The organism is uncultured Faecalibacterium sp. (assembly GCF_900066275.1).
GTDB lineage: Bacteria > Bacillota > Clostridia > Oscillospirales > Ruminococcaceae > Faecalibacterium > Faecalibacterium taiwanense.
On record NZ_FMFG01000002.1, the window covers coordinates 6880 to 32442 of the forward strand.

Annotated in this window: 23 protein-coding genes and 1 tRNA gene; 16 read left to right on the forward strand and 8 right to left on the reverse strand. The window is 55.8% G+C overall.

The features are described 5' to 3' along the window. Positions 1-424: 424 nt before the first annotated feature. From QZL71_RS00920 to QZL71_RS00930, 3 genes are read right to left on the reverse strand one after another with little or no spacing between them, the layout of a single operon-like run. The gene (locus QZL71_RS00920) at positions 425-724 is read right to left on the reverse strand and encodes a DUF3847 domain-containing protein (protein ID WP_294647371.1); all 300 of its coding nucleotides are present in this window, start codon (positions 722-724) and stop codon (positions 425-427) included. Beyond that, the gene (locus tag QZL71_RS00925) at positions 717-1058 is read right to left on the reverse strand and encodes a DeoR family transcriptional regulator (RefSeq protein WP_055262365.1); all 342 of its coding nucleotides are present in this window, start codon (positions 1056-1058) and stop codon (positions 717-719) included. The genes QZL71_RS00920 and QZL71_RS00925 overlap by 8 nt, the downstream gene beginning before the upstream one ends. Next, positions 1059-1244 carry a hypothetical protein gene (locus QZL71_RS00930; RefSeq protein ID WP_044930770.1) on the reverse strand — a complete coding sequence of 62 codons (186 nt, stop codon included), beginning with the start codon at positions 1242-1244 and terminating at the stop codon, positions 1059-1061. Between the two features lie 532 nt (positions 1245-1776). On the opposite strand from QZL71_RS00930, the gene QZL71_RS00935 reads away from it, so the two are divergent. After that, positions 1777-2598, forward strand: a complete 822-nt coding sequence (locus QZL71_RS00935) for a helix-turn-helix domain-containing protein (RefSeq protein WP_294647373.1) — start codon at positions 1777-1779, stop codon at positions 2596-2598. Positions 2599-2644: 46 nt separating this feature from the next. Here the strand turns inward: QZL71_RS00935 and QZL71_RS00940 are convergent, their stop codons facing one another. The 5 genes from QZL71_RS00940 to nth all read right to left on the reverse strand — a co-directional run bounded on the left by QZL71_RS00940 (position 2645) and on the right by nth (position 7118). Beyond that, entirely contained in the window at positions 2645-3376 is a 732-nt protein-coding gene (locus QZL71_RS00940) for an MBL fold metallo-hydrolase (RefSeq protein WP_294647477.1), read from the reverse strand. A 131-nt stretch (positions 3377-3507) separates the two neighbouring features. Continuing rightward, positions 3508-5370 carry an ABC transporter substrate-binding protein gene (locus QZL71_RS00945; protein WP_294647375.1) on the reverse strand — a complete coding sequence of 621 codons (1863 nt, stop codon included), beginning with the start codon at positions 5368-5370 and terminating at the stop codon, positions 3508-3510. A gap of 556 nt (positions 5371-5926) precedes the next feature. Further along, a tRNA-Thr gene (locus QZL71_RS00950) sits at positions 5927-6002 on the reverse strand. A gap of 165 nt (positions 6003-6167) precedes the next feature. Further along, entirely contained in the window at positions 6168-6407 is a 240-nt protein-coding gene (locus QZL71_RS00955) for a GlsB/YeaQ/YmgE family stress response membrane protein (RefSeq protein WP_005941717.1), read from the reverse strand. 21 nt (positions 6408-6428) lie between these two features. Next, on the reverse strand, positions 6429-7118 hold the full coding sequence (gene nth, locus QZL71_RS00960) for an endonuclease III domain-containing protein (protein WP_044953658.1): 690 nt from the start codon (positions 7116-7118) through the stop codon (positions 6429-6431). 183 nt (positions 7119-7301) lie between these two features. On the opposite strand from nth, the gene QZL71_RS00965 reads away from it, so the two are divergent. The 15 genes from QZL71_RS00965 to QZL71_RS01035 all read left to right on the forward strand — a co-directional run bounded on the left by QZL71_RS00965 (position 7302) and on the right by QZL71_RS01035 (position 25558). After that, positions 7302-8576 carry a replication-associated recombination protein A gene (locus tag QZL71_RS00965; protein WP_044953659.1) on the forward strand — a complete coding sequence of 425 codons (1275 nt, stop codon included), beginning with the start codon at positions 7302-7304 and terminating at the stop codon, positions 8574-8576. Between the two features lie 48 nt (positions 8577-8624). Beyond that, positions 8625-9017 carry a Fur family transcriptional regulator gene (locus tag QZL71_RS00970; protein ID WP_097777727.1) on the forward strand — a complete coding sequence of 131 codons (393 nt, stop codon included), beginning with the start codon at positions 8625-8627 and terminating at the stop codon, positions 9015-9017. Between the two features lie 134 nt (positions 9018-9151). Further along, on the forward strand, positions 9152-10531 hold the full coding sequence (gene miaB / locus QZL71_RS00975; protein ID WP_005941726.1) for a tRNA (N6-isopentenyl adenosine(37)-C2)-methylthiotransferase MiaB: 1380 nt from the start codon (positions 9152-9154) through the stop codon (positions 10529-10531). A 53-nt stretch (positions 10532-10584) separates the two neighbouring features. Beyond that, positions 10585-10992: a YlbF family regulator gene (locus tag QZL71_RS00980; protein WP_097775655.1), complete on the forward strand. Its 408-nt coding sequence runs from the start codon at positions 10585-10587 to the stop codon at positions 10990-10992. Positions 10993-11104: 112 nt separating this feature from the next. Further along, positions 11105-13720, forward strand: a complete 2616-nt coding sequence (gene mutS, locus QZL71_RS00985) for a DNA mismatch repair protein MutS (RefSeq protein WP_154255719.1) — start codon at positions 11105-11107, stop codon at positions 13718-13720. Between the two features lie 43 nt (positions 13721-13763). Next, positions 13764-15905 carry a DNA mismatch repair endonuclease MutL gene (mutL, locus tag QZL71_RS00990; RefSeq protein ID WP_294647377.1) on the forward strand — a complete coding sequence of 714 codons (2142 nt, stop codon included), beginning with the start codon at positions 13764-13766 and terminating at the stop codon, positions 15903-15905. Further along, a complete protein-coding gene (gene miaA / locus QZL71_RS00995; RefSeq protein ID WP_223387553.1) occupies positions 15889-16833 on the forward strand; it encodes a tRNA (adenosine(37)-N6)-dimethylallyltransferase MiaA in 945 nt (314 codons plus the stop codon). Before mutL ends, miaA begins: the two co-directional genes overlap by 17 nt. 5 nt (positions 16834-16838) lie before the next feature. Continuing rightward, positions 16839-18152 carry an HlyD family efflux transporter periplasmic adaptor subunit gene (locus QZL71_RS01000; RefSeq protein WP_242961906.1) on the forward strand — a complete coding sequence of 438 codons (1314 nt, stop codon included), beginning with the start codon at positions 16839-16841 and terminating at the stop codon, positions 18150-18152. A gap of 110 nt (positions 18153-18262) precedes the next feature. Further along, positions 18263-18727, forward strand: a complete 465-nt coding sequence (locus tag QZL71_RS01005; RefSeq protein WP_118527374.1) for a cell division protein SepF — start codon at positions 18263-18265, stop codon at positions 18725-18727. Then, complete coding sequence (locus QZL71_RS01010) at positions 18711-19529, forward strand: S4 domain-containing protein (RefSeq protein WP_120020207.1); 819 nt, start codon at positions 18711-18713, stop codon at positions 19527-19529. The genes QZL71_RS01005 and QZL71_RS01010 overlap by 17 nt, the downstream gene beginning before the upstream one ends. Before the next feature lie 21 nt (positions 19530-19550). Then, entirely contained in the window at positions 19551-20384 is an 834-nt protein-coding gene (locus tag QZL71_RS01015; protein ID WP_242959295.1) for a DivIVA domain-containing protein, read from the forward strand. Between the two features lie 39 nt (positions 20385-20423). Further along, positions 20424-23219 (forward strand): isoleucine--tRNA ligase, encoded by a 2796-nt coding sequence (gene ileS / locus QZL71_RS01020; RefSeq protein WP_294647379.1) that lies wholly within the window; start codon positions 20424-20426, stop codon positions 23217-23219. A 90-nt stretch (positions 23220-23309) separates the two neighbouring features. Continuing rightward, positions 23310-23795, forward strand: a complete 486-nt coding sequence (lspA, locus tag QZL71_RS01025; protein ID WP_294647380.1) for a signal peptidase II — start codon at positions 23310-23312, stop codon at positions 23793-23795. A 3-nt stretch (positions 23796-23798) separates the two neighbouring features. Next, positions 23799-24731: an RluA family pseudouridine synthase gene (locus QZL71_RS01030; protein ID WP_005941869.1), complete on the forward strand. Its 933-nt coding sequence runs from the start codon at positions 23799-23801 to the stop codon at positions 24729-24731. After that, positions 24728-25558, forward strand: coding sequence for an HAD family hydrolase (locus QZL71_RS01035; RefSeq protein ID WP_294647382.1), 831 nt, complete (start codon positions 24728-24730; stop codon positions 25556-25558). The genes QZL71_RS01030 and QZL71_RS01035 overlap by 4 nt, the downstream gene beginning before the upstream one ends. The last annotated feature ends 5 nt before the right edge of the window (positions 25559-25563 follow it).

The following is a 25563-nucleotide window of genomic DNA, read 5'->3' on the forward strand; positions in this document are numbered from 1 at the left end:
ATACATGAGAAAACTATTCCGACTACAATCATAATGATGTTTACTAACATTTGGACGACCTCCTTTCTTTGTTGGCTTTATTCTATCTGAATTACCGTGTTGCTACCACCAACTATCAAGCAATTATCAGTTGCATATCGGTTGCACAAAGATAGCGTTCTGTTTTTTAACCTTATTATACTAAATTACCGTAGATAAGGATAGCTTGACTGATAAAACTTGCTGGACGGGAACAGCTTGTAGCGCAAGGTGTTTCTGGGCGGCAAGTCCACAAAGGGGTAGCTGGCGGCAGCCAGCGCAGGGGAAGTATAGCTTCCCCTGTGATGATTGGAACAGATTGAAAATCTGCGGAAATCATCTGCTCCCTGCAAGGGGCTTCCGGCAGGACGCAACGCACCGGCTCGACCGGTGTATAGTTGCGCCCTTACTTCGTAAGGGGTTCCCCAGCTACCCTCTGTTTCACACTTTCTGCAACAGCTTCTTTCATGCCTGTTTGGGAAAATGCCTGTTTCAGAATGTCCATCACATCATCGTCCGTCAGCACTTCCGGCCTTATCAGGAAACTTTCCAGCATAGCCCCTCTGGTACAGAGCCGATGCGTCCGTTCCTTCCGGGTAAGCTGCTTCATCTGGTGTTCCAGTATCTTTTCTTCGTGCTGTGCCCGCCGCAGTCTGGCTTCGCTTTTGGCAAGCTGCTGGTTGAACTTTTTCAGCTTTTCATTCATCACAGCAGCCCTCCTTCTTGGGGAGCAGCGTGTAAATGCGGTTCGGTTCTCCCACGCCCCGGCGCACCCGCAGGATTAGTCCAGCGTCCTCCAATTCTTTCAAGGAACGCTTGACGGTCACGGAGCTGCGGGACAAGGCCGCCGCCAGCTCCACAATGGGGAAGCGGACAAACAATATCCCGTTGGTATCCTCCGTACTCGCCGCAAGGGTGGCGTCCAGCAGTCGGGCATACATGACCTTTGCGGTGCTGCTGACCGGCAGCCGCAGTATGGCGGTGGGAAGTGGCATACAGGGCGGCAGAACGGTGTCTGCGGTCATAAATTCAAATTCCATTTAGTCGGTTTTCTCCTTTCGCTTGGCTCGTTTGGACAGGTAATGGGGGCAGTCGATCACGACAGCCCGAAAGCTCTGTTTGCACTCATGCTGACACTTCCGGCACAGGTCATTGTAGGCCACACGCCCCCGGTCATTGAGGAAGAAGGACAACTCCAACTTCCGTTTCTTGCTCATTCTCGGCATGGTGCCTCCTATCATGGAAAATCCGCCCATTTCAGCCGTAACGGTAGAGATGGGCGGATAGCGGTTTTTGGTGTCATGTTTCGGGGCGATTTTCAAGGGAAAGGCGGCCATAGAGCCGCCCTAAAAAGCCCCATAGTATCATGGACAGGGCAGACTACGCCCCGTCGATTCGTCATGTTTGGGTAGCGTTTTGGTGTCAGTTCTGCCGGGTTTCCCTGATGTCGTTCCTGCCCCTGAATCTCACAGCAGCGTTTTGTTCCCGTTGGTACGCTCGCTGCGGTCAAGGTTCCTCCAACTCCTTGCCGCAGGTCGTTGCGCTACATCGCCGGGGAGCATATCCCATCAGGCCGGTCATTCGATTGGAATAATCCATCGATGAACTGACTTAATCATAGCTCATTTTTGAACCCTTTCCCGTATGTCCAGAAAGTAGGAATACCGCCCCAAAATCGAAAATTTCCACGATTTCGGAACGGTATGGTATAATGGTTATATATGCCCGAAAACCACATGGGAAGGGAGTGGCAAACCAATGAAAGACCATGTTTCCTTGCAGGAACGCTTAAAAGATTTACGGGTGGAAAAGGGCGTGAAGCTGGAAGAACTGGCGGAAAAGACCGGCATTTCAAAATCTGCTTTAGCCAGCTATGAAAATGAAGAAAACCGAAATAAGGAAATCAATCACGGCAACCTTATCGCACTGGCAGACTTTTATGAGGTGTCCATTGACTATCTGTTCTGCCGGACAGAAAACCGGGAGCAGATAAATACCCCGCTGTCCGAACTGCATTTGACCGATGAAGCTGTGGCGCTTCTGAAAAGCGGACGGATCAATACCCGGCTGCTGTGCGAGATGATGTCCCACGAAAAATTTGCAGAGCTGATGGCTGACGCAGAAATCTATGTGGATGGAATGGTTACCATGCGGTTCCATGACATCAACAGTGCGCTGGCTGCTGTCCGGGCAATGATACTGGAAGAAAATCCCGAAGCTGCCGCAGACCGTTCCCTGAAAATTCTGGAAGCCGGTCAGATAGAGGAAGAAGATTTTTTCTGTCATGTGACACACAAAACATGGGACGCTATCCTTCACGATATACGCAAAGTCCATGAGAACGACATGGAGAGTGCGCCGGATACCACGCCCGCCGATGAACTGATAAAGGAAGTCCGAAAGGCCATGCAATCCACCGGCGACAGGGTGCAGGAATTTCTGGAAATCTTCTGCAAGGCGTTCCAGCTAAAATACAAGCGGCTCACAGACGAGGAAAGAGTGACCCTGAAAAGACTGTTCAAAAGATCGCCACTGATTAAAAATTCCGGGATCAACTTCCGGCGCAGGCCGTGGAAATGAAAACTGCCGTTGTGGGAACGGGTGTTCCTGCAACGGCAGTTTTGAATCATATATGAATTTGGAAGTCTCGAAACTCAAACAATCCATTTCCCTGTTTGAGTTTTCCGGCTCTCGATAATTGTGCAAATCCGGCTTCAATGTCACCTATCAAAGAAACAGGAATATCCAACTGGTGGTGTCCGGGCAGAACTTTTTTTATTTTGTATTTCTGTATCCGCCTTATGGATTGATAAAATAGTTGCGGATCAGTAGTTGGGTAAAATGCGTCAAGGCTTCCTTTGTATATCAAATCCCCGGAATACAAGTAATTTCTTTCTGGCTCGTAAAAGCAACAATGTCCGGGAGAATGTCCCGGCGTGTGAATAACCTGAATTTCCCGTCCGCCTAAATTCAGAAAATCTCCATCCTGCAAGATTCTTTGTGGCATACCTTGAAATATCTGATAGGCGTTAATATCAAAATCTCTTGGAAAATTACAAGGAAGTCTTGTTAAATTGTTCTTTACAACTTGCAACGGTATCGGAAACCTGACTGATAACCAGTCCTTTTCCGCTTCATATACAGCGATATTATCAAAATACTTATGCCCGCCGATGTGATCCCAATGAACATGAGTAGTAATTGCCATAACAGGCAGCTCTGTTAGACTGTCCACAATTTTTCTGATGTTGGAAACGCCTAAGCCTGTATCAATGAGAATAGCGCATTTTTCTCCACATAATAGATACAGTACCTCTTCCAGATGCGAGGTGCTTTCCTGATAGATGGTCTGCGACATAAACGAGATGTACCGGAAGCTGAAACCGGCTGCCAGAAAGACCAAAAGAAGGATGGCAGCGGCGGCAGGCAGCCACTTGTGCCGGGAATAGCAGCTGCGTTTGGATTCGTGCTTTTCGTCTGCCATTCCGCTCACCTCAGTGTCATGTAGTTTTCCGGCTCTGCAAGCGCTGCGCCGCCGGAGATATAATCACGCCATGTGTTTTTTACCCACGTATCTTCGCCCGCAGACGTGCCGCTGTCGCTCGCAAGCAGCGCTTCCATCTGCTTTTCCGTTGCAAGGCAGGTCACGGTAACGGTGTCGTTATCTCCCAGCGGCTGCCCGTTCCGGGTGATGCCGGTCAGGGTATAGCTGCCGTTATTCTCTTTTACCTCCACAGCAATGCCGCTGACCACTGGCAGAGAACCGCGGTTGAAGGGCACAAACCCGCCCTCGCAGCCTTCCACAAAGGCGCGGACGGTCTCTTTCAGCTCTGCGCCGGTCATGGTGCGCTGGCGGGACATCAGACCGTTCGGCATGATCATGGAAGCAGCCATTTTCTGATTATAATCCGCCTGCAGCACACTGCCGGTAAAGCTGTTTGCGGTGGCAAGCAGCACATCGGTGCCATACACACCGCGCAGCGTGTTTGCCATCACGGAGAAGGCAGCGCTGCCGCCGTTTGCGTGGAATACGTTGGAATAGGCCTTCCCGGAGGTCAGCACGGTCTCGTTGTCGGCAGGCTCCTCATCGGCAAGGAGCTGGGCATTGAAGGCCTGATACGCCTGCTCAGCGGTAAGCTCGCCTGCGATCATTTTGGAGACCACATCCTTGGAAACGGCAAAGAAATCGTTGGAGGCGATGCGGATATACATGTGGTTTTCTTCCACCACGCTGCGGACGTCCTTCAGATACTCGGTCAGGCGCAGGGGAACGTTCTGGCTGTAGCTCAGTATGTCCTGCCCCTCTGAGACGATGCGGTTCTGCGCCTGTTCGGAGAGCATGACGTTCAGCACCTTCATGGCTTTTTCGCGGCGCGCGATGTCCTGCTCCAGATCCCGGTTCAGGGCAACTTGGAAATAGGGGGTGGTCATGATCCACGGTTCGCTGTTCTGGCTGAAGAAGGGCAGAAAGATCGTGTCGATGCCCTCATCCTGAAACATCTTCACGCCGGCAGAGCTGCCAAAGTACATGGCAACTTCTCCGTTCCGGAACATTCCGGTCACATCGTCGTAATTCAATGCAAGATCATCTGCTGTAAGGTGGGTATCCTGAATGAACTGCTCCATCCGCTCAAACGCCCCCGGCCATACGGTGTCGTCCAGACCCACCCGCGCGGTGCTGGCGGGGTCGCTGTAGGTAGTGCGCCACTTGCGCCCCGCGGTGGTGGTAAGCTCGGCAGCAGAAAGCCCCTGCAGGGTTTCCATGCAGGTGTAGTCGTAGGTATAATCGGAGGTAAAGCCGCGGATGCCTACCTTTTCAAAAGCCTGACAGGCCGCTACAAAGCTTGCGTAATCGGTGGGCAGGGGAATATCGTACTGCTCAAAAAGGCTGCGGTTGACCACAAAGCCGTGGGCATCCGCGCACACCGGCAGCCAGTTCACGCTGCCATCCTCGTTTTTGAAGCTGTTGAGGTAGGTGTTGTACACAGCGCCCGCCTCATTGGTCATGGCAAGGTTCATCAGGCTGTCCTTCAACGGTGCCGCATCGTGCAGCGAGAACCGGCAGCAGGTGATGATATCCGGCAGACCGCCGTTTTGCTGCAAAAACTTGTAAAAATCCAGATCGTTGTTGCCGACGATGAATTCAATGTTCACGTCCGGCAGCTGCGCCTGAACATAGGGCGCATAGTTTTCGTACAGGCTGGTGCTCCACAGATACACCTGAATAGTCTGAGCGTCTTCCTGCTCCTGTGTTCGTTCCGCATTTTTTTCGCTGCATCCGGTGAGCAGGGATAGCCCCATCACCAGTGCCACAAGCATGGAAAATAGGCGGCGCAATGTTTTTGTTTTCATCCGATCCTCCTCCTCACACTTCTTGGACAGCCATCGTTTTGCGGTTGGCTGCTTTTGCTTACTGATCATACATCACCGCCCGCAAGAGTGTGTGCTGTAAAACCCACCCACGGAAAGGATGCCGCAATTTTTGAGTCTTTTCTGTTTTGCGCTCTCCCTCTACCGCGAAGGGGCACAGAATGACAAAGACATAAAAATATTTTACCACTACCATGAAAAATTTTCAATAAAATTTCATATATTGAACAATAAAAGCTGTGTAGGATTACAATAGATGTGTCACAAAGTGAAAAAAGACGAATGAGTCGTTCTGTGGTACAGTTAAATTGCTACACCAAACATCACAGAAACACATCATTGACAAACCTACATTGTGAACTCAAGAAGCCTGTCCAAAAGAAAGCATAAAAATGCGTATAACGCCCTATGAAATGGTGCCACGGGGCGTTTTATTTTGTCTTGTTTTGTGGGCGATGTTGCGGTTTTGCGAAAACTTGCGAGACTAAATAAAAAATCCCACGAAATTACGATTCTAAACGTAAATTCGTAGGATTTTTGGAGCTACTGACCTGATTCGAACAGGCGACCTGCTCATTACGAGTGAGCTGCTCTACCAGCTGAGCCACAGTAGCAGATAAAATTTTCTTGCATGTTCTGCAACGAGAAATATTCTATCATACTTCCTGTGCGCTGTCAAGATTTGATTTTGCGGCAGAACAGGTGCAAATAGTCTGTGACGCAAAAATATAACTGCTCTCCGAGAAAAACTCGAAGAGCAGCCTTGCACACAAGAAAAATCAGTTGAACAGCTTACGGCCGATCCAGATGCAGATGCAGGCACCCACAACGGAAACGAGGATCTCACCCACGATGCCGGTAGCGCTCAGACCGATCAGGCCGAACACGATGCTGCCTACAAAACCGCCCAGAATGCCCAGCACGATATTGCGCACGGTGGAAGTTTCGCTGCCCATAATGCGGCCGGCGATGTAACCAGCCAGAGCGCCGATCAGCAGACTGAAAATAAAACCAAACATAATAATTCTACCTCCTGAATTTTAAAGCTCTGCGCTCTGCCCGGCGGTTTCCCGGGCAAAGCGGCAAATATCCTTCAAACAACATTTTTCGCATTCTGGTTTGCGCGCATTGCACACTGCCCGACCATGCATCACAAAGCGGTGGCACAGGTCGCTGCCTTCTTCCGGAGGAACGATCTTCCACAGGGCCATTTCCACCTTCTGCGGTTCCTTGATGCCGTCCACAAGGCCGATCTTGTTGCACAGCCGGATGCAGTGGGTGTCTGTTACGATAGCAGGCTTGCCAAACACATCGCCCATGATAAGGTTTGCGCTCTTGCGGCCTACGCCGGGCAGGGCGAGCAGCTCTTCAAAGGTGGTGGGCACCTGACAACCGTATTTATCGCGCAGCACCCGCATACAGGCGGAGATATCCCGCGCTTTGGAGTGTCCCAACCCGCAGGGCTTGACGATGGCTTCAATGTCTTCGGGTTCTGCAGCAGCCAGCGCAGCAACATTGGGATATTTGGCAAACAGGTCTTCCACCACAATGTTCACGCGGGCATCGGTGCACTGGGCTGCCAGACGCACGCTGACCAGAAGCTGCCAGGCATGGTCATAATCCAATGTACAGCCGGCATCTGGGTATTCTTTTTTTAACCGGTCGATCACTTCCAGCGCCAGCGCCTTTTTTGCAGTAAGGTCTTCTGGTGCTTTTTTACGAACAGGCATTTCATCCACTCCCATCGACAAAAGCTGATACGATAATACCATGTTTTGCGTTTTTTGTAAACTGCGGGTAAAAATTATCTGAGAATGATTTTCAGATAAAACCTTGCTCTTACTGCCAAAATGCGATATACTATAGAAAAATGCTGGGGGAATCGCGCCTCGGTACGGGAGGAGGAAAACACGATGAACGAACCACTGGCACAGCGTCTGCGGCCCAAAACACTGGCAGATGTCTGCGGTCAGCAGCATCTGTTGGCACCGGGCAGGGTGTTCCGCCGTACCATCGAGAGCGGACGCATCCCGAACATGATCTTCTACGGCCCGTCCGGTACCGGAAAAACGACGGTGGCACGCATCATTGCGGAAAACAGCGGTATGACGCTGCATAAGCTCAATGGCACTTCCTGCGGCACCGGGGACATCAAGGCGGTGCTCAAGGATATCGGCACGCTGGCAGGTGCGGGAGGCATCCTGCTGTATCTGGACGAGATCCAGTACCTGAACAAAAAACAGCAGCAGAGCCTGCTGGAATGCATTGAGGACGGCTCGGTGACGCTCATTGCATCCACCACCGAAAATCCATACTTCTACATTTATAATGCGCTGCTGTCCCGCTGTACGGTGTTTGAGTTCAAATCACTTTCGGCAGCGGATGTGGAGCGTGGGGTGCACAATGCACTGAAAAAGCTTTCGGAAGGGGAGAGCACAAAGGTCTGCATGGACGAGGATGCCTGTGCCTACCTTGCCGAGAGCGCAGGCGGCGACCTGCGCAAGGCGCTGGGCTGTCTTGATTTTGCGGTGACGGCAGCTCCCATTGAGGATGGGGAAAAGCACATTACGCTGGAAATGATCCAGCAGGTCACCCGCCGCACTGCCATGCGGTATGACCGGGAGGGCGATGACCACTACGACATCGTGTCAGCCTACCAGAAGTCCATGCGCGGCTCCGACCCGGATGCGGCGCTGCATTATCTGGCCCGTCTGCTGGAAGCAGGAGATCTGCCTTCGGCCTGCCGTCGCCTGATGGTATGTGCCTGCGAGGACGTGGGCCTTGCCTATCCACAAATCATCCCCATTGTGAAGGCGGCAATTGATGCCGCCAACATGGTGGGCTTGCCGGAAGCACGGCTCCCGCTGGCAGATGCCGTCATTCTGGTGGCCACCAGTCCCAAGTCCAACAGTGCCCATGATGCCATCAACGCGGCCATTGCGGATGTGCAGGCGGGCCGTACCGGGCCGATCCCGCGCCAACTGCAGAACAAGCACTACGACGGTGAGGATGCGCTGGTAAAGGGACAGAATTACAAATACGCCCATGATTACGCCCACCACTGGGTGGAGCAGCAGTACCTGCCAGATGCCATCAAGGACGTAAAATATTATACCTTTGGCGATAACAAAAATGAGCAGGCGGCCCGTGCCTACTGGGCAAAGATCAAGGGCGAAGAGAACGTCTGAGCCACGCCTTACACCCAAAGCCCAAAAACAAAGAAAAAGGAGAACGATATGCGATATTCCAAACAGCGTGAGCTGGTCATGCAGACGGTGCAGAACCTGTGCGACCACCCCACCGCCGAGGAAATTTATGATGCTGCGGTCAAGGAATGCCCGGGCCTGAGCCTTGGCACCGTATACCGTAACCTGAATAGTCTGGTGGATGCGGGCCGGGTGCGCCGGGTGTCCATTCCAGGCAAGGCTGACCGCTTTGACCACACGCTGCCCTGGCACAGCCATCTGTACTGCACCGTGTGCGGCAGCGTGACCGATGCCGAGGTGGACGAAAAGCAGGTAATGAAACTGGTGAAAAACCAGAAGGGCCATGTGCAGGACTGCGCTGTTGTGCTGATCGGCGTATGCGAGGCCTGCTGCGAGAAGCAGGCGCAGGAAAACGCCCACTGAACCATAAAATTTGCACGGAACCTCTTGCCCGGAGCGTATAAACAGGGTATACTATAGAGAAGGCTCTTTTCAGAAAGTGCAAGTAGATTTTCGCCGCACAGGGCGCTTCGGCCCGGCGGAGAAGGATGGTTTGATTGGAATACATTAGTTTTGAACATAATAACATTGCCGCTGAGCTGGTAAAGCAGGCCTATGATACGCCGCCGCTGGCCTTTGTGCACAGCTATGGCTGTCAGCAGAACGTGAACGACGGCGAGCGGATCAAGGGTGTGCTGATGGACATCGGCTATGGCCTGTGCGATAAGCCCGAGGATGCAGACCTGATCCTCTTCAACACCTGCGCCGTGCGTGAGCATGCTGAGCAGCGTGTGTTCGGCAACGTAGGTGCCCTGAAGGGACTCAAGGAAAAAAAGCATGATCTCATCATCGGCCTGTGCGGATGCATGGCCAACCAGAAGCACGTGGTAGAAAAGCTGCGCCAGAGCTATCCTTACGTTGACCTGGTGTTTGGCGTGGACGGCATCGACACCCTGCCGCAGCTCATTGCCCAGAAGCTGCAGAAGCATAAGCGTGTGCTGATGGAGCCCGCCCAGCGCCCGGTCATCGTGGAGAATATCCCCATCCGGCGTGAGAGCGAGTTCCGCGCATGGCTGCCCATCATGTACGGCTGCGACAACTTCTGCACCTACTGCATCGTGCCTTATGTGCGCGGCCGCGAGAAGAGCCGCAAGCCCGGTGATATCCTTGCTGAATTCCGCGGTCTTGTGGAGGCAGGCTATAAGGAGATCACATTGCTGGGACAGAACGTCAACAGCTACGGCAAGGGTCTGGAAGAAAAGGTGGACTTTTCTGATCTGCTCAACCTGCTGTGCACGGTGCCCGGCGATTATCACATCCGCTTTATGACCAGCCACCCCAAGGATGCCAGCCACAAGCTGATCGACACCATTGCCGCCCAGCCGAAGCTGTGCAAGCACCTGCACCTGCCGGTGCAGTGCGGCTCCGATGAACTGCTGAAGAAGATGAACCGCCACTACACGGTGGAGCAGTACATGGAGCTGATCGAATACGCTCGCAAAACGGTGCCCGGCATCACCTTTTCCAGTGACATCATCGTTGGCTTCCCCGGCGAGACCGAAGCGGACTTTGTAAAGACGCTGGAACTGGTGCAGAAGGTGGGCTATATGCAGCTGTTCACCTTTATCTATTCCAAGCGCACCGGCACCAAGGCTGCCGAAATGCCGGACCCCACCCCCCGTAAGGAAAAGACCGACCGCATGACCCGCCTGCTCAAGGTGCAGGACGAGATCGCCATGGCACTGGTCAAGGCGCAGGTTGGTCAGACTGTGAAGGTACTGGTAGAGGGCTTTGGCCGCAATGAGGGCACCCTCTCCGGCCGTCTGGACAACAACCTGACGGTGGAGTTCACGGCAGACGCTTCCCTGATGGGCAGCTATGCCAACGTACATCTCACGGGCGCACGGGCGACTGTGCTGCTGGGTGAGCTTGCCTGAGTGATTCCGGGGCAGTGCCCCTGAACGTATAAAATAAGAAGGAGACCATTCAAATGGATTGCATTGATCTTTTCAAGCGCGCAGCCGTTGCGCTGCAGACCGATAGCCGCTACCTCGTTCTGGATCAGACCCGCAAGGCAAACGATAAGGACGAAGAGCTGCAGAACCTGATCGGCGAGTTCAACCTCGCCCGCATGGATCTGAACAATGAGATCGGCAAGAGCGAGCGCAACGATGCCCGCATCGCCGAACTGAACGAAAAGGTGAACAGCCTGTACGGCCAGATCATGGGCAACGAGGGCATGGTGGCTTACAACGAGGCTAAGCGTGACTGCGAGAACCTCGTGAACTATATCGATGCCATCATCAACACTGCCATGAATGGCGGCGACCCCATGACGGTACAGGAGCCTTCTGCTTCCTGCACCGGCAGCTGCTCCACCTGCGGCGGCTGCCACTAAAACCGGCAAAAACAAAACGCGGCTGTGCAAAACAGACCGCGTTTTGTTTGCAAAAGCGGTTACAAGCCGCAAACTTGTGCACAGAACCATAGAACGGGAGAGAGGGTAAACCATGGCAGAGCTGTCGCCCATGATGCAGCAATATCTTGAGATCAAAAAACAACATAAGGACGAAATTCTGTTTTACCGCATCGGCGATTTTTATGAGATGTTCTTTGACGATGCCCTGACGGCATCCAAGGAACTGGACCTGACCCTGACCGGCAAGCAGTGCGGCATGGAAGAGCGAGCGCCCATGTGCGGCGTGCCCTTCCACAGCTACGAGGGATATGTGGCGCGGCTGATCGCCAAGGGCTACAAAGTAGCCATCTGTGAGCAGGTGGAAGACCCGGCCAAGGCCAAGGGCCTTGTCAAGCGGGACATCATCCGCGTGGTCACACCCGGCACGGTCATTGAGAGCAGTATGCTGCAGGATGACCGCAATAACTACATTGCCAGTATCTTCCTCAAAGGAAAGAAAGCAGGTTTGTGCTTTGCGGATGTCTCTACCGGTACGGCCCATATCACAGAGCTGAATGCAGACAAAATCGCCCCGGCGGTCATTACGGAGCTGTGCCGCTACCATCCCAGCGAAGTACTGATGAATCCGGGTCTGCTGGACTGCCGCGAGGTGACGGCGTACATCAAAAAGAATATGACTTGTTCGGTGGAGCTGATCGAAGAGGAGCGCTATGCACCGGGCCTTGTGGCGGCATCGCTGGAAAACCAGTTTGGCCGCGACTGGGCGCAGACCACCGGCATTGCAGCGGACGGCCTTGTGCGCTTTGCCATGGCGGCACTGCTGGAATATCTGCACGATACCCAGATCAAGGGCGTGGAACGTCTGAAAACGGTCATAACCTATAATAAGGCCCAGTTCATGCGTCTTTCGCCCGTGACCCGCGCCAATCTGGAGCTGACCGAGACGCTGCGCGGCCGCGAAAAGCGGGGCACGCTGCTCTGGGTGCTGGATAAGACCAGTACATCCATGGGCAAGCGTATGCTGCGCAGCTGGATCGAGCAGCCGCTTATTTCCAGTGCACTCATCAACCACCGCCTGAACGCTGTGGAGAGCCTTGTTAAGCAGACCATGGCCCGCGGCGACCTGACCGAAGAGCTGGGTTACATTGCGGATATGGAACGCCTGATGACCCGCACGGTTTACGGCTCTGCCACACCCAAGGAGATCTATACGCTGGCCCAGACCTGCGACCGGCTGCCCGGCCTGCGCAGGCTGGCTGAGGCCTGCGGCTGCCCGGAGCTTGCTGAACTGGCAGTACAGATCGATCCGTTGGAGGACATCAAGGCCCGTATTTATGCGGCGGTGGACCCGGAAGCGCCCTCTACCCTCAAGGATGGCGGTGTCATTGCCAAAGGTTACCATGCCGAGGTGGACGAGCTGCGTTCCATTCGCGACAATACCAAGGGCGTTCTGGCGCAGCTGGAAGCCCGCCTGCGGCAGGAGACCGGCATCCCCAAGCTGAAGATCGGCTATAACCATGTGTTTGGCTACTTCATCGAGGTAAGCAACTCCTATAAGAGCATGGTGCCGGAGACCTACATCCGCAAGCAGACCCTGACTTCCGGCGAACGCTACATCACGCAGGAACTGAAAGAGCTGGAAAGCAAGATCTTAGGTGCCCACGAACGGCTCATCACGCTGGAGCACCGCCTGTTCAGCGAACTGCTGGAAAGCATCAGCGCTCAGCTGGACCGCATCCAGCGCACGGCCAATGCGGTGGCCCAGCTGGATGTGCTCACGGCGCTGGCGCAGGTGGCAGCGGAAAACAACTACTGCCGTCCCATCGTGGACGACAGTGACGAGCTGACCATCACCGAGGGCCGTCACCCTGTGGTGGAGCAGATGCTGAAAGGCAGCCTGTTTGTACCCAATGATACCACCCTGAACTGTGGTGCAGACCGCTGCCTGATCATCACCGGCCCCAACATGGCAGGTAAATCTACGTACATGCGCCAGAATGCACTGATTGCGCTGATGGCGCAGATCGGCTCCTTTGTACCGGCTTCCAGCTGCCATGTGGGTGTGGTGGATGCCATTTTCACTCGCATCGGTGCGTCGGACGACCTGTCTGCCGGTCAGTCCACCTTTATGGTGGAGATGACCGAGGTAGCGGAGATCCTGAAAAATGCCACCGCCAAAAGCCTTGTGGTGCTGGACGAGATCGGCCGCGGCACTTCCACCTTTGACGGTATGAGCATTGCCCGCGCCGTAGTGGAGCACATTGCAGACCCCGCCAAGGGCCTTGGCTGCAAGACTCTGTTTGCCACCCACTACCACGAGCTGACCGAGCTGGAAGGCGGCGTGGACGGCGTAAAAAACTACAATATTGCAGTAAAAAAACGCGGCGAGGACATCACCTTCCTGCGCCGCATCGTGCGCGGCCCGGCGGATGACAGCTACGGCATCGAGGTGGCAAAGCTGGCAGGCCTGCCCGGCAGTGTGACCCGCCGCGCTCATGAGGTGCTGCGCGCGCTGGAAGCAACTGCACCTAAAAATAAAGTAGAGCAGATGGATTTTGATGCCCTGCAGGAGTATAACTCTCCGGCTGTGCCCAGCGAGATGATGGACAAGCTGGAAGCTCTGGATGTGGAAACACTCACCCCCATTGAGGCTTTGAACTTCCTCTACGAGCTGAAAAAGACCCTGAAGGGCAGCCTGAACAGATGAAACTGCTCTACCTGACCCTGACCATACAAGGAGGGAAAACACCATGGCAGTGATCCATGTTCTGGATAAGCACACAGCCGAGCTGATCGCAGCCGGTGAGGTGGTCGAGCGTCCGGCATCCGTTGTTAAGGAGCTGCTGGAAAACTCCATTGATGCCGGTGCCACGCAGGTGACCGTCAGCATTGAATCCGGCGGCGTCAAGCTGATCGAGATCAGCGATAACGGCACCGGCATCGAGGCAGAATATATCTCCACGGCGTTTATCCGCCACGCCACCAGCAAAATTGAAACACCGGACGATCTGACCAACATCCATACGCTTGGCTTCCGCGGTGAAGCACTGGCATCCATTGCCAGCGTGGCCCGTGTAGAGCTGACCACCCGAACAGAGGTGGACGAGTTTGCCACGGTCTACCGCATTGAGGGCGGGGAAGAGGTCTCCCGTGAGCCGGGTGCCAGAGCTGTGGGCACCACCATCCGGGTAAAGGATCTGTTTTACAACACGCCTGCCCGCATGAAGTTCCTCAAAAAGGACTCCTCCGAGGGCACCTTTGTGTCGGATACAGTTACCCATGTAGCGCTCAGCCACCCGGAAGTCAGCGTCAAGTTCATCCGTGAGGGCAAGCTGCAGTATGTCACGCCCGGCGACGGCCAGCTGCGCGGTGCAGCCTATGCGGTGCTGGGCCGGGAGTTCAGCCGGGACCTCATTGAGCTGAAAAATCAGGAGGGCGTGTACCGCATCACCGGTCTGATTACCCCGCCCAAAAGCTGCCGCGCCAGCCGAAGCATGCAGCATTTTTACATCAATGGCCGCTATGTGCGCAACCGCACCATGATGGCCGGTATGGAGATGGCGTTCAAGGGTACCATGATGCAGGGCAAGTTCCCGGGCGGCATTCTGCTGCTGGAAATGCCGGCCGACCTTGTGGATGTCAATGTGCATCCGGCCAAGATCGAAGCCCGCTTTGCCCGCGAAAATGATGTTTTTGATGTGGTGTATCATGCCGTCAAGCTGGCATTGGCTCAGCCCGGCACTGGTGAACGGCTTTTTACCTTTGAAGCGGACAAAGAAGAAGAAAAAGCTGAAAATTCAAAAAAAGACGCTGATATAATCAAAAATGATGTAAAGAACAATAACTTTACAGGCCTTTCTGCGATCATTCGGGGACAGGCAGACCCGGGCGTTCTGCCACAGCAGCATTGGGAACCGGCAAAACCCGCCGCAGCACCGCAGCAGCCTGCCCCGGCTGCTGCAATGCAAATACCGACAGCACCCAGTGTGCCGCGCTGGAAAGGCAGTGCTCAGAACGAGGATATGCTGGATCCATTCGTGACCCTTCACAGCCCGAAGCTGGAAACGACAAAGGCACCAGAGCCGTTCCGTGCGGCGGCAAGTGAAACGCAGCTGGATGTGGAACCGGAATTTGGTGAGACAAAACTGCATTCGTCTCAGGACCATATGGCAGCGTGGAACCCTGCGCAGGAAGCACCAAAGGAAGAACCTGAGAGTGCACCCTGTGCAGAAACAGAACCGGATGCGCCGGAAGCGGCAGAACAGGAAACTGTACTGGCCGAGCCGGAACAGATGAACTTTGATCCGACGGCGGATCAGCCGGAACCGCTGCGCTATGTGGGCGAGGTGTTCAGAACATATATCCTTGCAGAACGCGGCGACGAGCTGTGCCTGATCGATAAACACGCTGCCCACGAGCGCCAGCTGTACGAAAAACTAGCCGCGAACTATGGCAATGTGCCCAGCCAGATGCTGCTGGAGCCTGCTGCCATCGACCTTGCTGCGGAGGAAAAGCAGGCCCTGCTGGATAACATTCCTCTGCTGGAAAATGCGGGCCTTGAGATCGCGGACTTTGGCGGCAATACCGTGGTGCTGCGCGCGGTGCCCGCAGATGTGGAGCCGCAGAATGCGGAAAGCCTGCTGGTGGAGATCGCAAATAAGCTGCTCAAGGGCGGCCATGATGCGCTGAACGAGCACACCGAGTGGGTGCTGCATTCTATCTCCTGCCGTGCAGCCATCAAGGCGGGGGACAAGTCCTCGCCGCAGGAACTGCTGGCGCTGGCCGAAAAGATCCTTTCCGGCGAGGTGCCGCCGTTCTGCCCGCATGGCCGCCCCTGCGTACTCAAATTGACCCGGAAGGAGCTGGAAAAGCAGTTTGGACGCATCGTATAAACATCCCGTGGTGGCCGTCGTCGGCCCTACCGCAACCGGGAAGACAGCGCTGGGCGTAGAACTTGCAAAACATTTTTCCGGCGAGGTCATCAGCTGTGATTCCATGCAGATTTATAAAGGTCTGGACATAGGCACGGCAAAGGTGACACCGGAGGAGACCTGCGGTATCCCGCATCACGGCGTGGATATCCTTACGCCGGACAAGGCTTTCAGCGTGGCAGACTTTACCGCCATGGCCGGAAAGCTGGAAGAAGAGATCTCTGCCCGGAAGAAGCTGCCCATCCTTGTGGGCGGCACAGGGCTGTATGTTCAGAGCTTTCTGTATGGGGTGCGCTTTACAGAGGAAAAAGCACCTGCCGGTCTGCGGGAGCAGCTGGCGGCGGAACTGGCTGCAAAAGGCGGTGCTGCCATGTACGAAGAACTGAAGCAGGCCGACCCGGAAGCTGCTGCGGCTATCCACCCGAACAATCAGGTGCGGGTGCTGCGCGCACTCGAACATTATCGTGCCACCGGCAAAAAGCTGAGCGAACAGAAGGCGGAGTCTCTCCCACCGGAGCGACCCTACCGCAGCCTGATCCTCGGTCTGGATTTCCCAGAGCGCGCGGTACTTTACCGCCGCATTGACCTGCGTGTGGACAAAATGCTGGAAGCGGGCCTTATAAAGGAAGCGGAGCATGTCTGGCAGAACCGGGAAAGCTTCCGCACGGCAGCGCAGGCCATCGGATACAAGGAGTTCTTTCCGTATTTTGAGCAGACGGCTCCACTGGAAGCCTGCACGGAAAAGCTCAAGCAGGCGTCCCGCAACTATGCCAAGCGCCAGTTGACCTGGTTCCGCCATATGGACGGTGTGGTTTGGCTGGATGCCGGTGCACCGGATGCAGTGCAGACTGCCATCCGCAAAACTAGCGAATTTTTAGCGAAAGGATGATCGATATGCCGGATGAGACCCAGAAGGAACGCCATGCGCCGCATGTGCTTACCACTCTGGCAGGCGTGCTGATCGCGTTTCTGCTGCTGGCAGCAATTTATGTGGTGTATCAGGCCGCACATATCCTGTTCCCGCAGAATGTTTATGAGACTGCGCTGCCTGCGGTCATTTCGGATACGGTGGAAGCCGACGGAGTTCTGCTGTTCGACGAAAGCTATGTGGCAGGCAGTGGAAACCTTGGATATCTTGCTGCCGACGGCGAGCGCGTTTCAGCGGGCACCGCAGTGGCAGAGGTGTACAGCAACGCTTCGCAGGCTTCGCTGCGCCTGCAGCTGAACCAGCTGAATGATCAGATCGACCTGCTGCAGAAATCGCAGAACACTTCTGCGCTGCAGCTGGATACCCTTTTAAAAGAACGTTCTTCTGCGCTGTATGACCTGCTGGATACGCTGGACGACAGCGATTATGAAGCGGTGGATGATGATGCCAATGCCTACCTGCTGGCCCAGAACAAGCTCTGGGTGGTAACGGGCGAAGCTGCAAACTTTACCGATCAGATCACTGCGCTGGTCCAGCAGTCCCAGAGCGTGCAGGCGCAGCTGGGCAGCCCGGCGCAGATCACTGCACCGCAGACCGGCTATTTTGTGCGCTCTTCCAGCAGCGGACGGCTCAATGCCAGTGCCGATGATATCCTTGCACTGAACGCACAGGAGCTGCAGGGCTATCTGCAGTCCGACCCAGTGTTGGCACTGGACGGCTGCGCCGGTAAGATCGTGGCAGGGTTCACATGGCGCTATGTGGGCGTGTGCACTGCAAAGCAGGGCGAAAAGCTGCTGGGTCAGAACGGCAAGCCGCTGAGCACAGCGGTGGAGATCAGCTTCCCGGGTCAGGTGGAGAACAGCCTCAAGGCCACCGTCACCGAGGTGGAGATCGATCAGGACAGCGGCCTTGCCCGCTTTGTGCTTGCCTGCAACTCCATCAACGGCGATGTGCTTTGCCTGAACCGGGCTGCAGCACGCATCTCGGTAGGAGAGCGCAGCGGCCTGCGGGTGCCTGCTGCGGCTGTGCACTATTTAAAAGAGGATGGCACCGAGGCACAAACGCAGGGCGAAAACTACATTCCCGGTGTGTACGTGAAACTTGGCAATATTGCCCGCTTCTGCCCGATCGACCCGGTGGACGCAGACCATCCCCTCATCACGGACGGCGATTACATCCTTGTTCTGCCCGAAGGGACCGAGGGCTCGGTCAGCAAGGTGAGGCTTTATGACGAAATAATCGTTTCCGGACAAAATTTGTATGATGGAAAGCTTTTGTAGTTATTGACATCTGAGGCAAAAAATCCGATAATAGATAAAGCTATTATTTGCATCTATTTGCAAAGAACGCCAGGCAGCGCCATGCTGCCCGAATGAAAGGAGCAGATTGTATGTCTTTGCTTGACAGCATTAAGAAAGGTCTGTTTGACCAGGAAGACGATTACGAGGATCAGTACATTGACGATGGCCCCCAGATGGTAAACAATAACAATGGCACCGGCCTTGGTGCTGACGACGAAAATGAAGAGCCTGTTGAGGGTGCCAAGAAGAACGGCAAGGTGGTCAACATCAATGCCACCACTCAGCTCAAGGTCGTTCTGGTCAAGCCTGAGCGTTTTGAGGATGCCAGTACCATTGCTGACCACCTGAACAACAAGCGCACCGTGGTGCTCAATCTGGAGTCCACCAATAAGGAAGTGTCCCGCCGTCTGGTGGATTTTCTGTCCGGTGTTGCATATGCAAACAATGGCCAGATCAAGCGCGTGGCCAACAGCACCTTCATCATCACTCCGTACAACGTGGATATCATGGGTGATCTGCTGGACGAGCTGGAGAACAATGGCGCGTTCTATTGATCCGCAGCCCAAGGCGGCGCGCGGGTTCATCCCTGCGCGTACCGATGAAGAACGCTATCTCATGCGCCATATCGAGGACTTGGCCCACACGGCCTTTTCCCGGGACATTGCGCGGTATTCGGCTTTCCTGAGTGACCGCGAGCAGGACTTGGCCCGCGCGGCACTGGGCCGTGCCGGTGTGCAGGAGGGCTTCCGGTTTGAGGGCGGCTGGCTGAATGCGGAGCGCAGGGTGCTCTGTATCGAGCCGGAGTACAGCTGCGGCGAAGCACCCATCTGCTGTGTGCGGCTGCAATGCCATGCACAGGCGGGGGCTGCGCTGCCCGCCCACAAGGATTATCTGGGCAGTCTGATGGGCCTTGAGCTGCGGCGCGAGGCGCTGGGAGATATCGTTCTGCCGGAGGATCAGCCGGGCACAGCTTATGTGTTTGCGCTGGAACCGGCAGCACAGCTGATCTGCCGGGAACTGTTTCAGGCTGGACACACGGAGCTGACCACGGAACTGCTGACGCTGGATGAGGTGCCGCAGTTTCCGCAGGCGGAGCGTGAGATGCACAGTGCAACGGTATCGTCCCTGCGGCTGGACGCTGTGCTGGCAGCTATGCTGCACTGCAGCCGAGGACAGGCTTCGGAACTGATTGAGGCGGGCAGGGTGGAGATCAACCACCTGCCGGCGGATAAACCTCATGCGCAGGTATATGAGGGCGATGTGTTCACGGTGCGCGGCAAGGGCCGCTTCAACCTGACTGCACTGCCCGGCAAAAGCAGAAAAGATCGGTCGATCATCGAATTTTTTCAATATTAAAAGCAACGGGAGGAAATGACTATGCTGACTCCGCAGGATGTCCGTTCTGTGCAATTTGAGAAAAACCTCCGCGGCTACCGCACAGAGGACGTAGACCGTTTTCTGGATAAGGTGGAAGAACAGCTGCGGGAAGACGATGCGCAGGCGGAACAGCTTCGCAAGCAGATTGCGGACCTGACTGCTGAAAACCAGAAGCTGCACGATGAACTGAAGAGCTTTGAGGCAGATGGTGAAATGCTCAAGAGCGCGCTGATCAATGCACAGCGCATGGGCGAAAATGTCATCCGCGAAGCAAACCAGAAAGCAGAAGAGATCATCCATCGTGCAAATCTGCGCGGTGATGATATCATCCGCGATGCCAACGAACTGCTGCAGAAGGCAAACGACCGTGCAGACGAGATCGAGAACGAAGCAAACGAGAAGCGCCTTGCAGAGGAACGCGAGTATGACCGCGTGCGTTTGGAAGTGACCCGCTTCAAGTCTGATGTGCTCAACCTGTACCGCAGCCATGTGGAGTCGCTGAGCCGTCTGCCGGAGTTCCAGAAGGAAACGGCTGCACAGGATGCCGAACAGGCAGAGCCTGCTGCAGAGGAAAGTGAGCCTGCCGCTGCAGCCCAGCCGCAGGCAGCGGACGTGCAGGAGCCGGAAGCAGAGCCTGCACAGCCCGCACAGGAAGATGCAGAACCTGCTGCCGTTGTTGAAAATGACGACGACAAGGCAGCTGACAGCAGCGAGGATTTCTGGGCAAAGGATGAGAGCCAGCTCAAGCTGGACCCGCCGCCCGCGCCTCCTGCTGATTTTAAGCCGGACGAGCCGGACTACGATGCTTTTCAGGGCGTCAAGTTCAGCGAGTAAGGCAACCCCATAAGGAAATATAGAGGAGAGTGTAAACCATTGGCTAAGAACAAATCGCAGTACGATAGTACTCTGAACCTGCCCAAGACCCTGTTTGAAATGCGTGCCGGCCTGCCCAAGAAGGAGCCGGTCATGCTGAAGGATTGGGACGACAACGACCTGTACAATCAGCTCATGAAGCACAACGAGGGCAAGCCGCAGTTCATCCTGCACGACGGCCCTCCGTACGCAAACGGTAATATCCACATGGGTACTGCCCTGAACAAGATCATCAAGGATATCATTATCCGCGATAAAAACATGGAGGGTTTCCAGGCTCCCTATGTGCCCGGCTTTGATACCCACGGCCTGCCAATCGAGCTGAAGGCTCTGTCCTCCGTCGGTGATAAGAAGAAGGACATTTCCAAGCTGGAACTGCGCCAGATCTGCGAAAAGTTTGCTACTGAGCACATCGATATCATGAGCGACCAGTTCAAGCGTCTGGGCGTTATCGGCGATTTCGAGCATCCGTATCTGACCCTGAAGCCTGAGTTCGAGGCACGCCAGATCGAGATTTTTGGCGAGATGGCAAAGAAGGGCTACATCTACAAGGGCCTGAAGCCCGTGTACTGGTGCCCGGACTGCCGCACGGCTCTGGCAGAGGCCGAGATCGAGTACGGCGAGGACGACTGCGATTCCATCTTCGTGCGTTTCCACGTCTCTCAGGACCCCAACGGTGTGCTGGCAAAGCACGGCATCCCGATGGACAAGACCTACTTCGTCATCTGGACCACCACCACTTGGACTCTGCCCGCTAACGAGGCGATCTGCCTGAACGGCCAGTTCGAGTACTCCTTCGTCAAGATCGGCGATGAGTTCCACATCATGGCCACCGAACTGGTCAAGAGCGTCATGGATGCCTGCCACATCGAGAACTACGAGATCGTGGGTGAGCCGGTCCCCGGTACCGAGTTCGAGCTGATGCGCTACAACCACGTCTACCTGCCCAAGGAGGGCTGGGTCATTCTGGGCGATCACGTCACGCTGGAAAGCGGTTCCGGCTGTGTCCATACCGCAGGCGGCCACGGCGTGGACGACTTCAACGTCTGCCAGAAGTATCCGCAGGTGCCCATCACCGTCCCCGTGGACGATGGCGGCTATCTGACCGAACTGGCCGGTAAGTATGCAGGTCAGCGCGTGTGGGCTGCCAACAAGACCATTCTGGCCGATTTGACCGAGTCCGGTGCTGTCATGGGTCAGGTGCACATCAAGCATCAGTACCCGCACTGCTGGCGTTGCCATCACCCCATCATCTTCCGTGCAACGGAACAGTGGTTCTGCTCCATCGCAAAGTTCCGCGAGGATGTCTACAAGGCCATCGACACCGTTACCTGGATGCCGGATTGGGGCCATGACCGCATGAAGGGCATGGTGCGCGACCGCAACGACTGGTGCATCAGCCGCCAGCGCACCTGGGGCGTGCCCATCCCCGCATTCTATTGCAAGAAGTGCGGCACCTACCACATCACCGATGCCACCATCAAGGCTGTCAGCGACCTGTTCCGCAAGGAAGGTTCCGATGCATGGTATAAGTACGAAGCCGAGCAGATCATCCCTGCAGGCGAAGTGTGCGAAAAGTGCGGTGCTTCTGAGTGGACCAAGGACACCGACATCATGGACGTCTGGTTCGACTCCGGCTCCACCCACGCCGCTGTGCTGGAGGAGCGCCCCGAGCTGCGCTTCCCGGCTGATATGTATATGGAAGGCGGCGACCAGTTCCGCGGCTGGTTCCAGTCCAGCCTGCTGACCAGCGTTGCAAGCAAGGGCTGCGCACCCTATAAGTCTGTTCTGTGCCACGGCTGGGTCGTGGATGAGCAGGGCAAGCAGATGCACAAGAGCGCCGGCAACGGCGTGGAGCCCAGCGAGATCATCAAGGACTACGGCGCTGATATCATCCGTCTGTGGGTGGCTTCTTCCGACTACACCGTGGATGTGCGTGCCGGCAAGAACATCTTCAAGCAGCTGAGTGAGGCTTACCGCAAGATCCGCAACACCGCCCGCTTCATTCTGGGCAATCTGGATGGCTTTGATCCCAACACCGACTGTGTGGCTGATGATCAGCTGCAGGAGATCGACCGCTGGGCACTGGCTGCTCTGGATGACCTGATGGTCAATACCAGCGCAGGCTACGCTGTGTATGACTTCAACAAGGTCTATCATGCAGTGTACAACTTCTGCGTTGTTGCAATGTCCAACTTCTATCTGGATGTGACCAAGGATCGCCTGTACTGCACCAACGGCGCAGGCCGCAAGGCTGCTCAGACCACTATGTACAAGATCCTTGTGGCTCTGGACAAGATCATTGCTCCTATCCTGTGCTTCACCAGTCAGGAGATCTGGGACTTCATGCCCAAGACCGAGGGCATGAACAAGTATGTTGTCTTTGAGGAGATGCCCAAGGCCGGCCAGTATGCCGCCGATGATGCCTTCAAGGCAAAGTGGGCACAGCTGATCGCCGTCCGTGATGAGGTGAAGAAGGTTCTGGAGCAGGCCCGTGCCGAAAAGGTCATCGGTGCTTCTCTGGAGGCTGCCGTCACCCTGTACTGCAATGATGCTGTGTACGGCCTGCTCAACAGCATCCCCATGGACGAGTTGGCCGACCTGATGATTGTCTCTCAGGTAGAGCTGGTCAAGGGCGAAGGCGGCGCTGCAAGTGCTGTCGAGGGCCTGGGCGTTGCTGCTGCACATGCCACCGGCGAAAAGTGCGAGCGCTGCTGGAAGTATTCTTCTTCCATCGGCAGCCATGCCGCACATCCCACCCTGTGCGCACGCTGCGCCAGCGTTGTGGAAGCCTAAGCGTTCCGCATAAAACAATGTTTTAAAGGGCGGCGCTCCCTTATACCGGGGAGCGCCGTTTTTTATACTGAATGATTTTGGGAGTATCCTATGGCATTTGTTGTTTTTAATCTGCTCGCGGCTGCGGCACTCATTGGCATCGATCAGGCCATCAAGCTGTGGGCCACCAATGTGCTGCAGCCCATTGGTGCAATGCCGCTGATCCCCCATGTGGTGGAGCTGCGGTTCGTGCTCAACCCGGGCATGGCGTTCAGCCTGCTCAGCGGCAAGCAGCTGTTCCTCATCATCGCTACCAGCATAGCGCTGATCTTTGTGGCCTATGGGCTGTTCTTCCGCAGCCGCGGCAAATACCTGCAGCAGGCTGCGCTGCTGCTGATCCTTGCCGGCGGCATCGGCAACCTGATCGACCGTGTGCTCAACGGCGAGGTGGTGGACTACATCAATCTGCTGTTCATGCAGTTTGCGGTGTTCAATTTTGCGGATATCTGCGTGTGTGTGGGCGTGGGCCTTTGGGTGCTGGTAATTTTTCTGGAAGAGCTGCACGCTGAGAACGGGCAGTCCCCGAAGGAGCAGTGAGCCATGGAACAGCGTGAATTTGTGGTGGAGCAGGAGACGGCAGGCCAGCGCATCGACCGCTTCCTGAGCGGCGAGGACACCGGCCTTTCCCGGTCTGCTCTGCAGGCGCTGGTGGCCGACGGTCATGTGTTGTGCAACGGCAGGCTGGTTGCCAAAAGCCTGAAGCTCAAGGCGGGCGACACCATCGTTTTGGAAATTCCGGACGCAAAGCCCATTGAGGCCGTGCCGCAGGACATCCCGCTGGAAATCGTCTATGAGGACGAGCATCTGCTGGTGGTCAACAAGCCCAAAGGCATGGTGGTGCACCCGGCTCCCGGCAACCCGGACGGCACGCTGGTGAACGCGCTGCTGTGGCACTGCAAGGGAAGTCTGTCCGGTATCGGCGGCGAGATTCGCCCCGGCATCGTGCACCGCATCGATAAGGACACCAGCGGACTGCTGGTGGTGGCAAAGGACGATGCAACGCACATCGGCCTTTCCCAGCAGATGGCGGTGCACAGTGTGGAGCGCGCGTATCGCACCATCGTGTACGGCGGCTTTGCACAAGATGAGGGCTTTGTGGAAAGCAATCTGGGCCGCAGCAAGACCGACCGCAAAAAGATGGCGGTCTACCCGGCCAGTGAGCCGCACACCAAATATGCCTATACCGGCTATCAGGTGCTGGAACGGCTGAACAACTTTACCATGCTGGAATGCCGCCTGAAGACCGGCCGCACCCATCAGATCCGCGTGCACATGGCATCCATCCAGCACCCGGTGGCGGGCGACCCGGTGTATGGCCCGCACAATTGCATCACCAGCCTGCACGGCCAGTGCCTGCACGCCAAAACGCTGGGCTTTGTGCACCCGATCACCGGCGAACATCTGCGGTTCGATTCGGAATTGCCGGAATACTTCACTCATTTTCTTGCAACGCTCAGGAGGGGAACGGTATGAACCATCTTTCTTCAACGCTTGTACTGTGTGATCTGGACCATCTGCTTTTGGGTGCCGACGGCAACCTGACGCAGGTGGTGCGGGATGTGCTGCAGCTGTTCGTCCGCCGCGGCGGACGTTTTACGGTGTTTTCCCAGCGCACGCCGCGGGCAGTGCGGTCCATTCTGGGCAGTGTGCGGCTCAGCGCTCCTGCGCTGGTGTGCGGCGGTGCCATGGCCTACCATTTTGCCGATGGCACCCGCCAGCCGCTGTGCACCTTTGCCGGGCAGGATGCCGACCTGTTCGCCCGCCTGCCGGTGGCAGAGGGCGTGGGCATTGCCCTGCAGATGACCGACGGTACTACCCGCGTGCTGCGCATGAGCGAGGCATTGGAGCGTCATCTGCGGCAGGAATGGACCCCTTATCTGCTGGCAAACGCGGCAGATATCAAGGGGGAAGAAGTGCTGCGGGTGCTGCTGTATCAGGACAGCAAGGCAGTGCCCATGATCTCGCTACTGGAAAAATCTCTGGGCGACCGCACAGCGGTGCTGCTGGGCGAGCGTGCCGCAGCGGATACGCTGATCCTGACCCCCAGAACCGTCTCCGGCCGTGAAATGCTGGATGCCGTGTGTATGCCGGTGGGCATCGACCCGGAAGATGTGCTGGTACTTGCCGGAGGGCTGTCTATGCTGGACATGGTGCGCGCTTCCAGCCAGAGCACCGCAGCTGCGGATGCCCCGGCTGAGCTGCGTCTTGCTGCCCAAAAGGTCACTTTGACCGATGCTGCGGCAGGTTCTGCAGTGGAAGTGCTGTACCGTATGGTGCGGGATGCTGAAAATTTGGCGTAAAATTT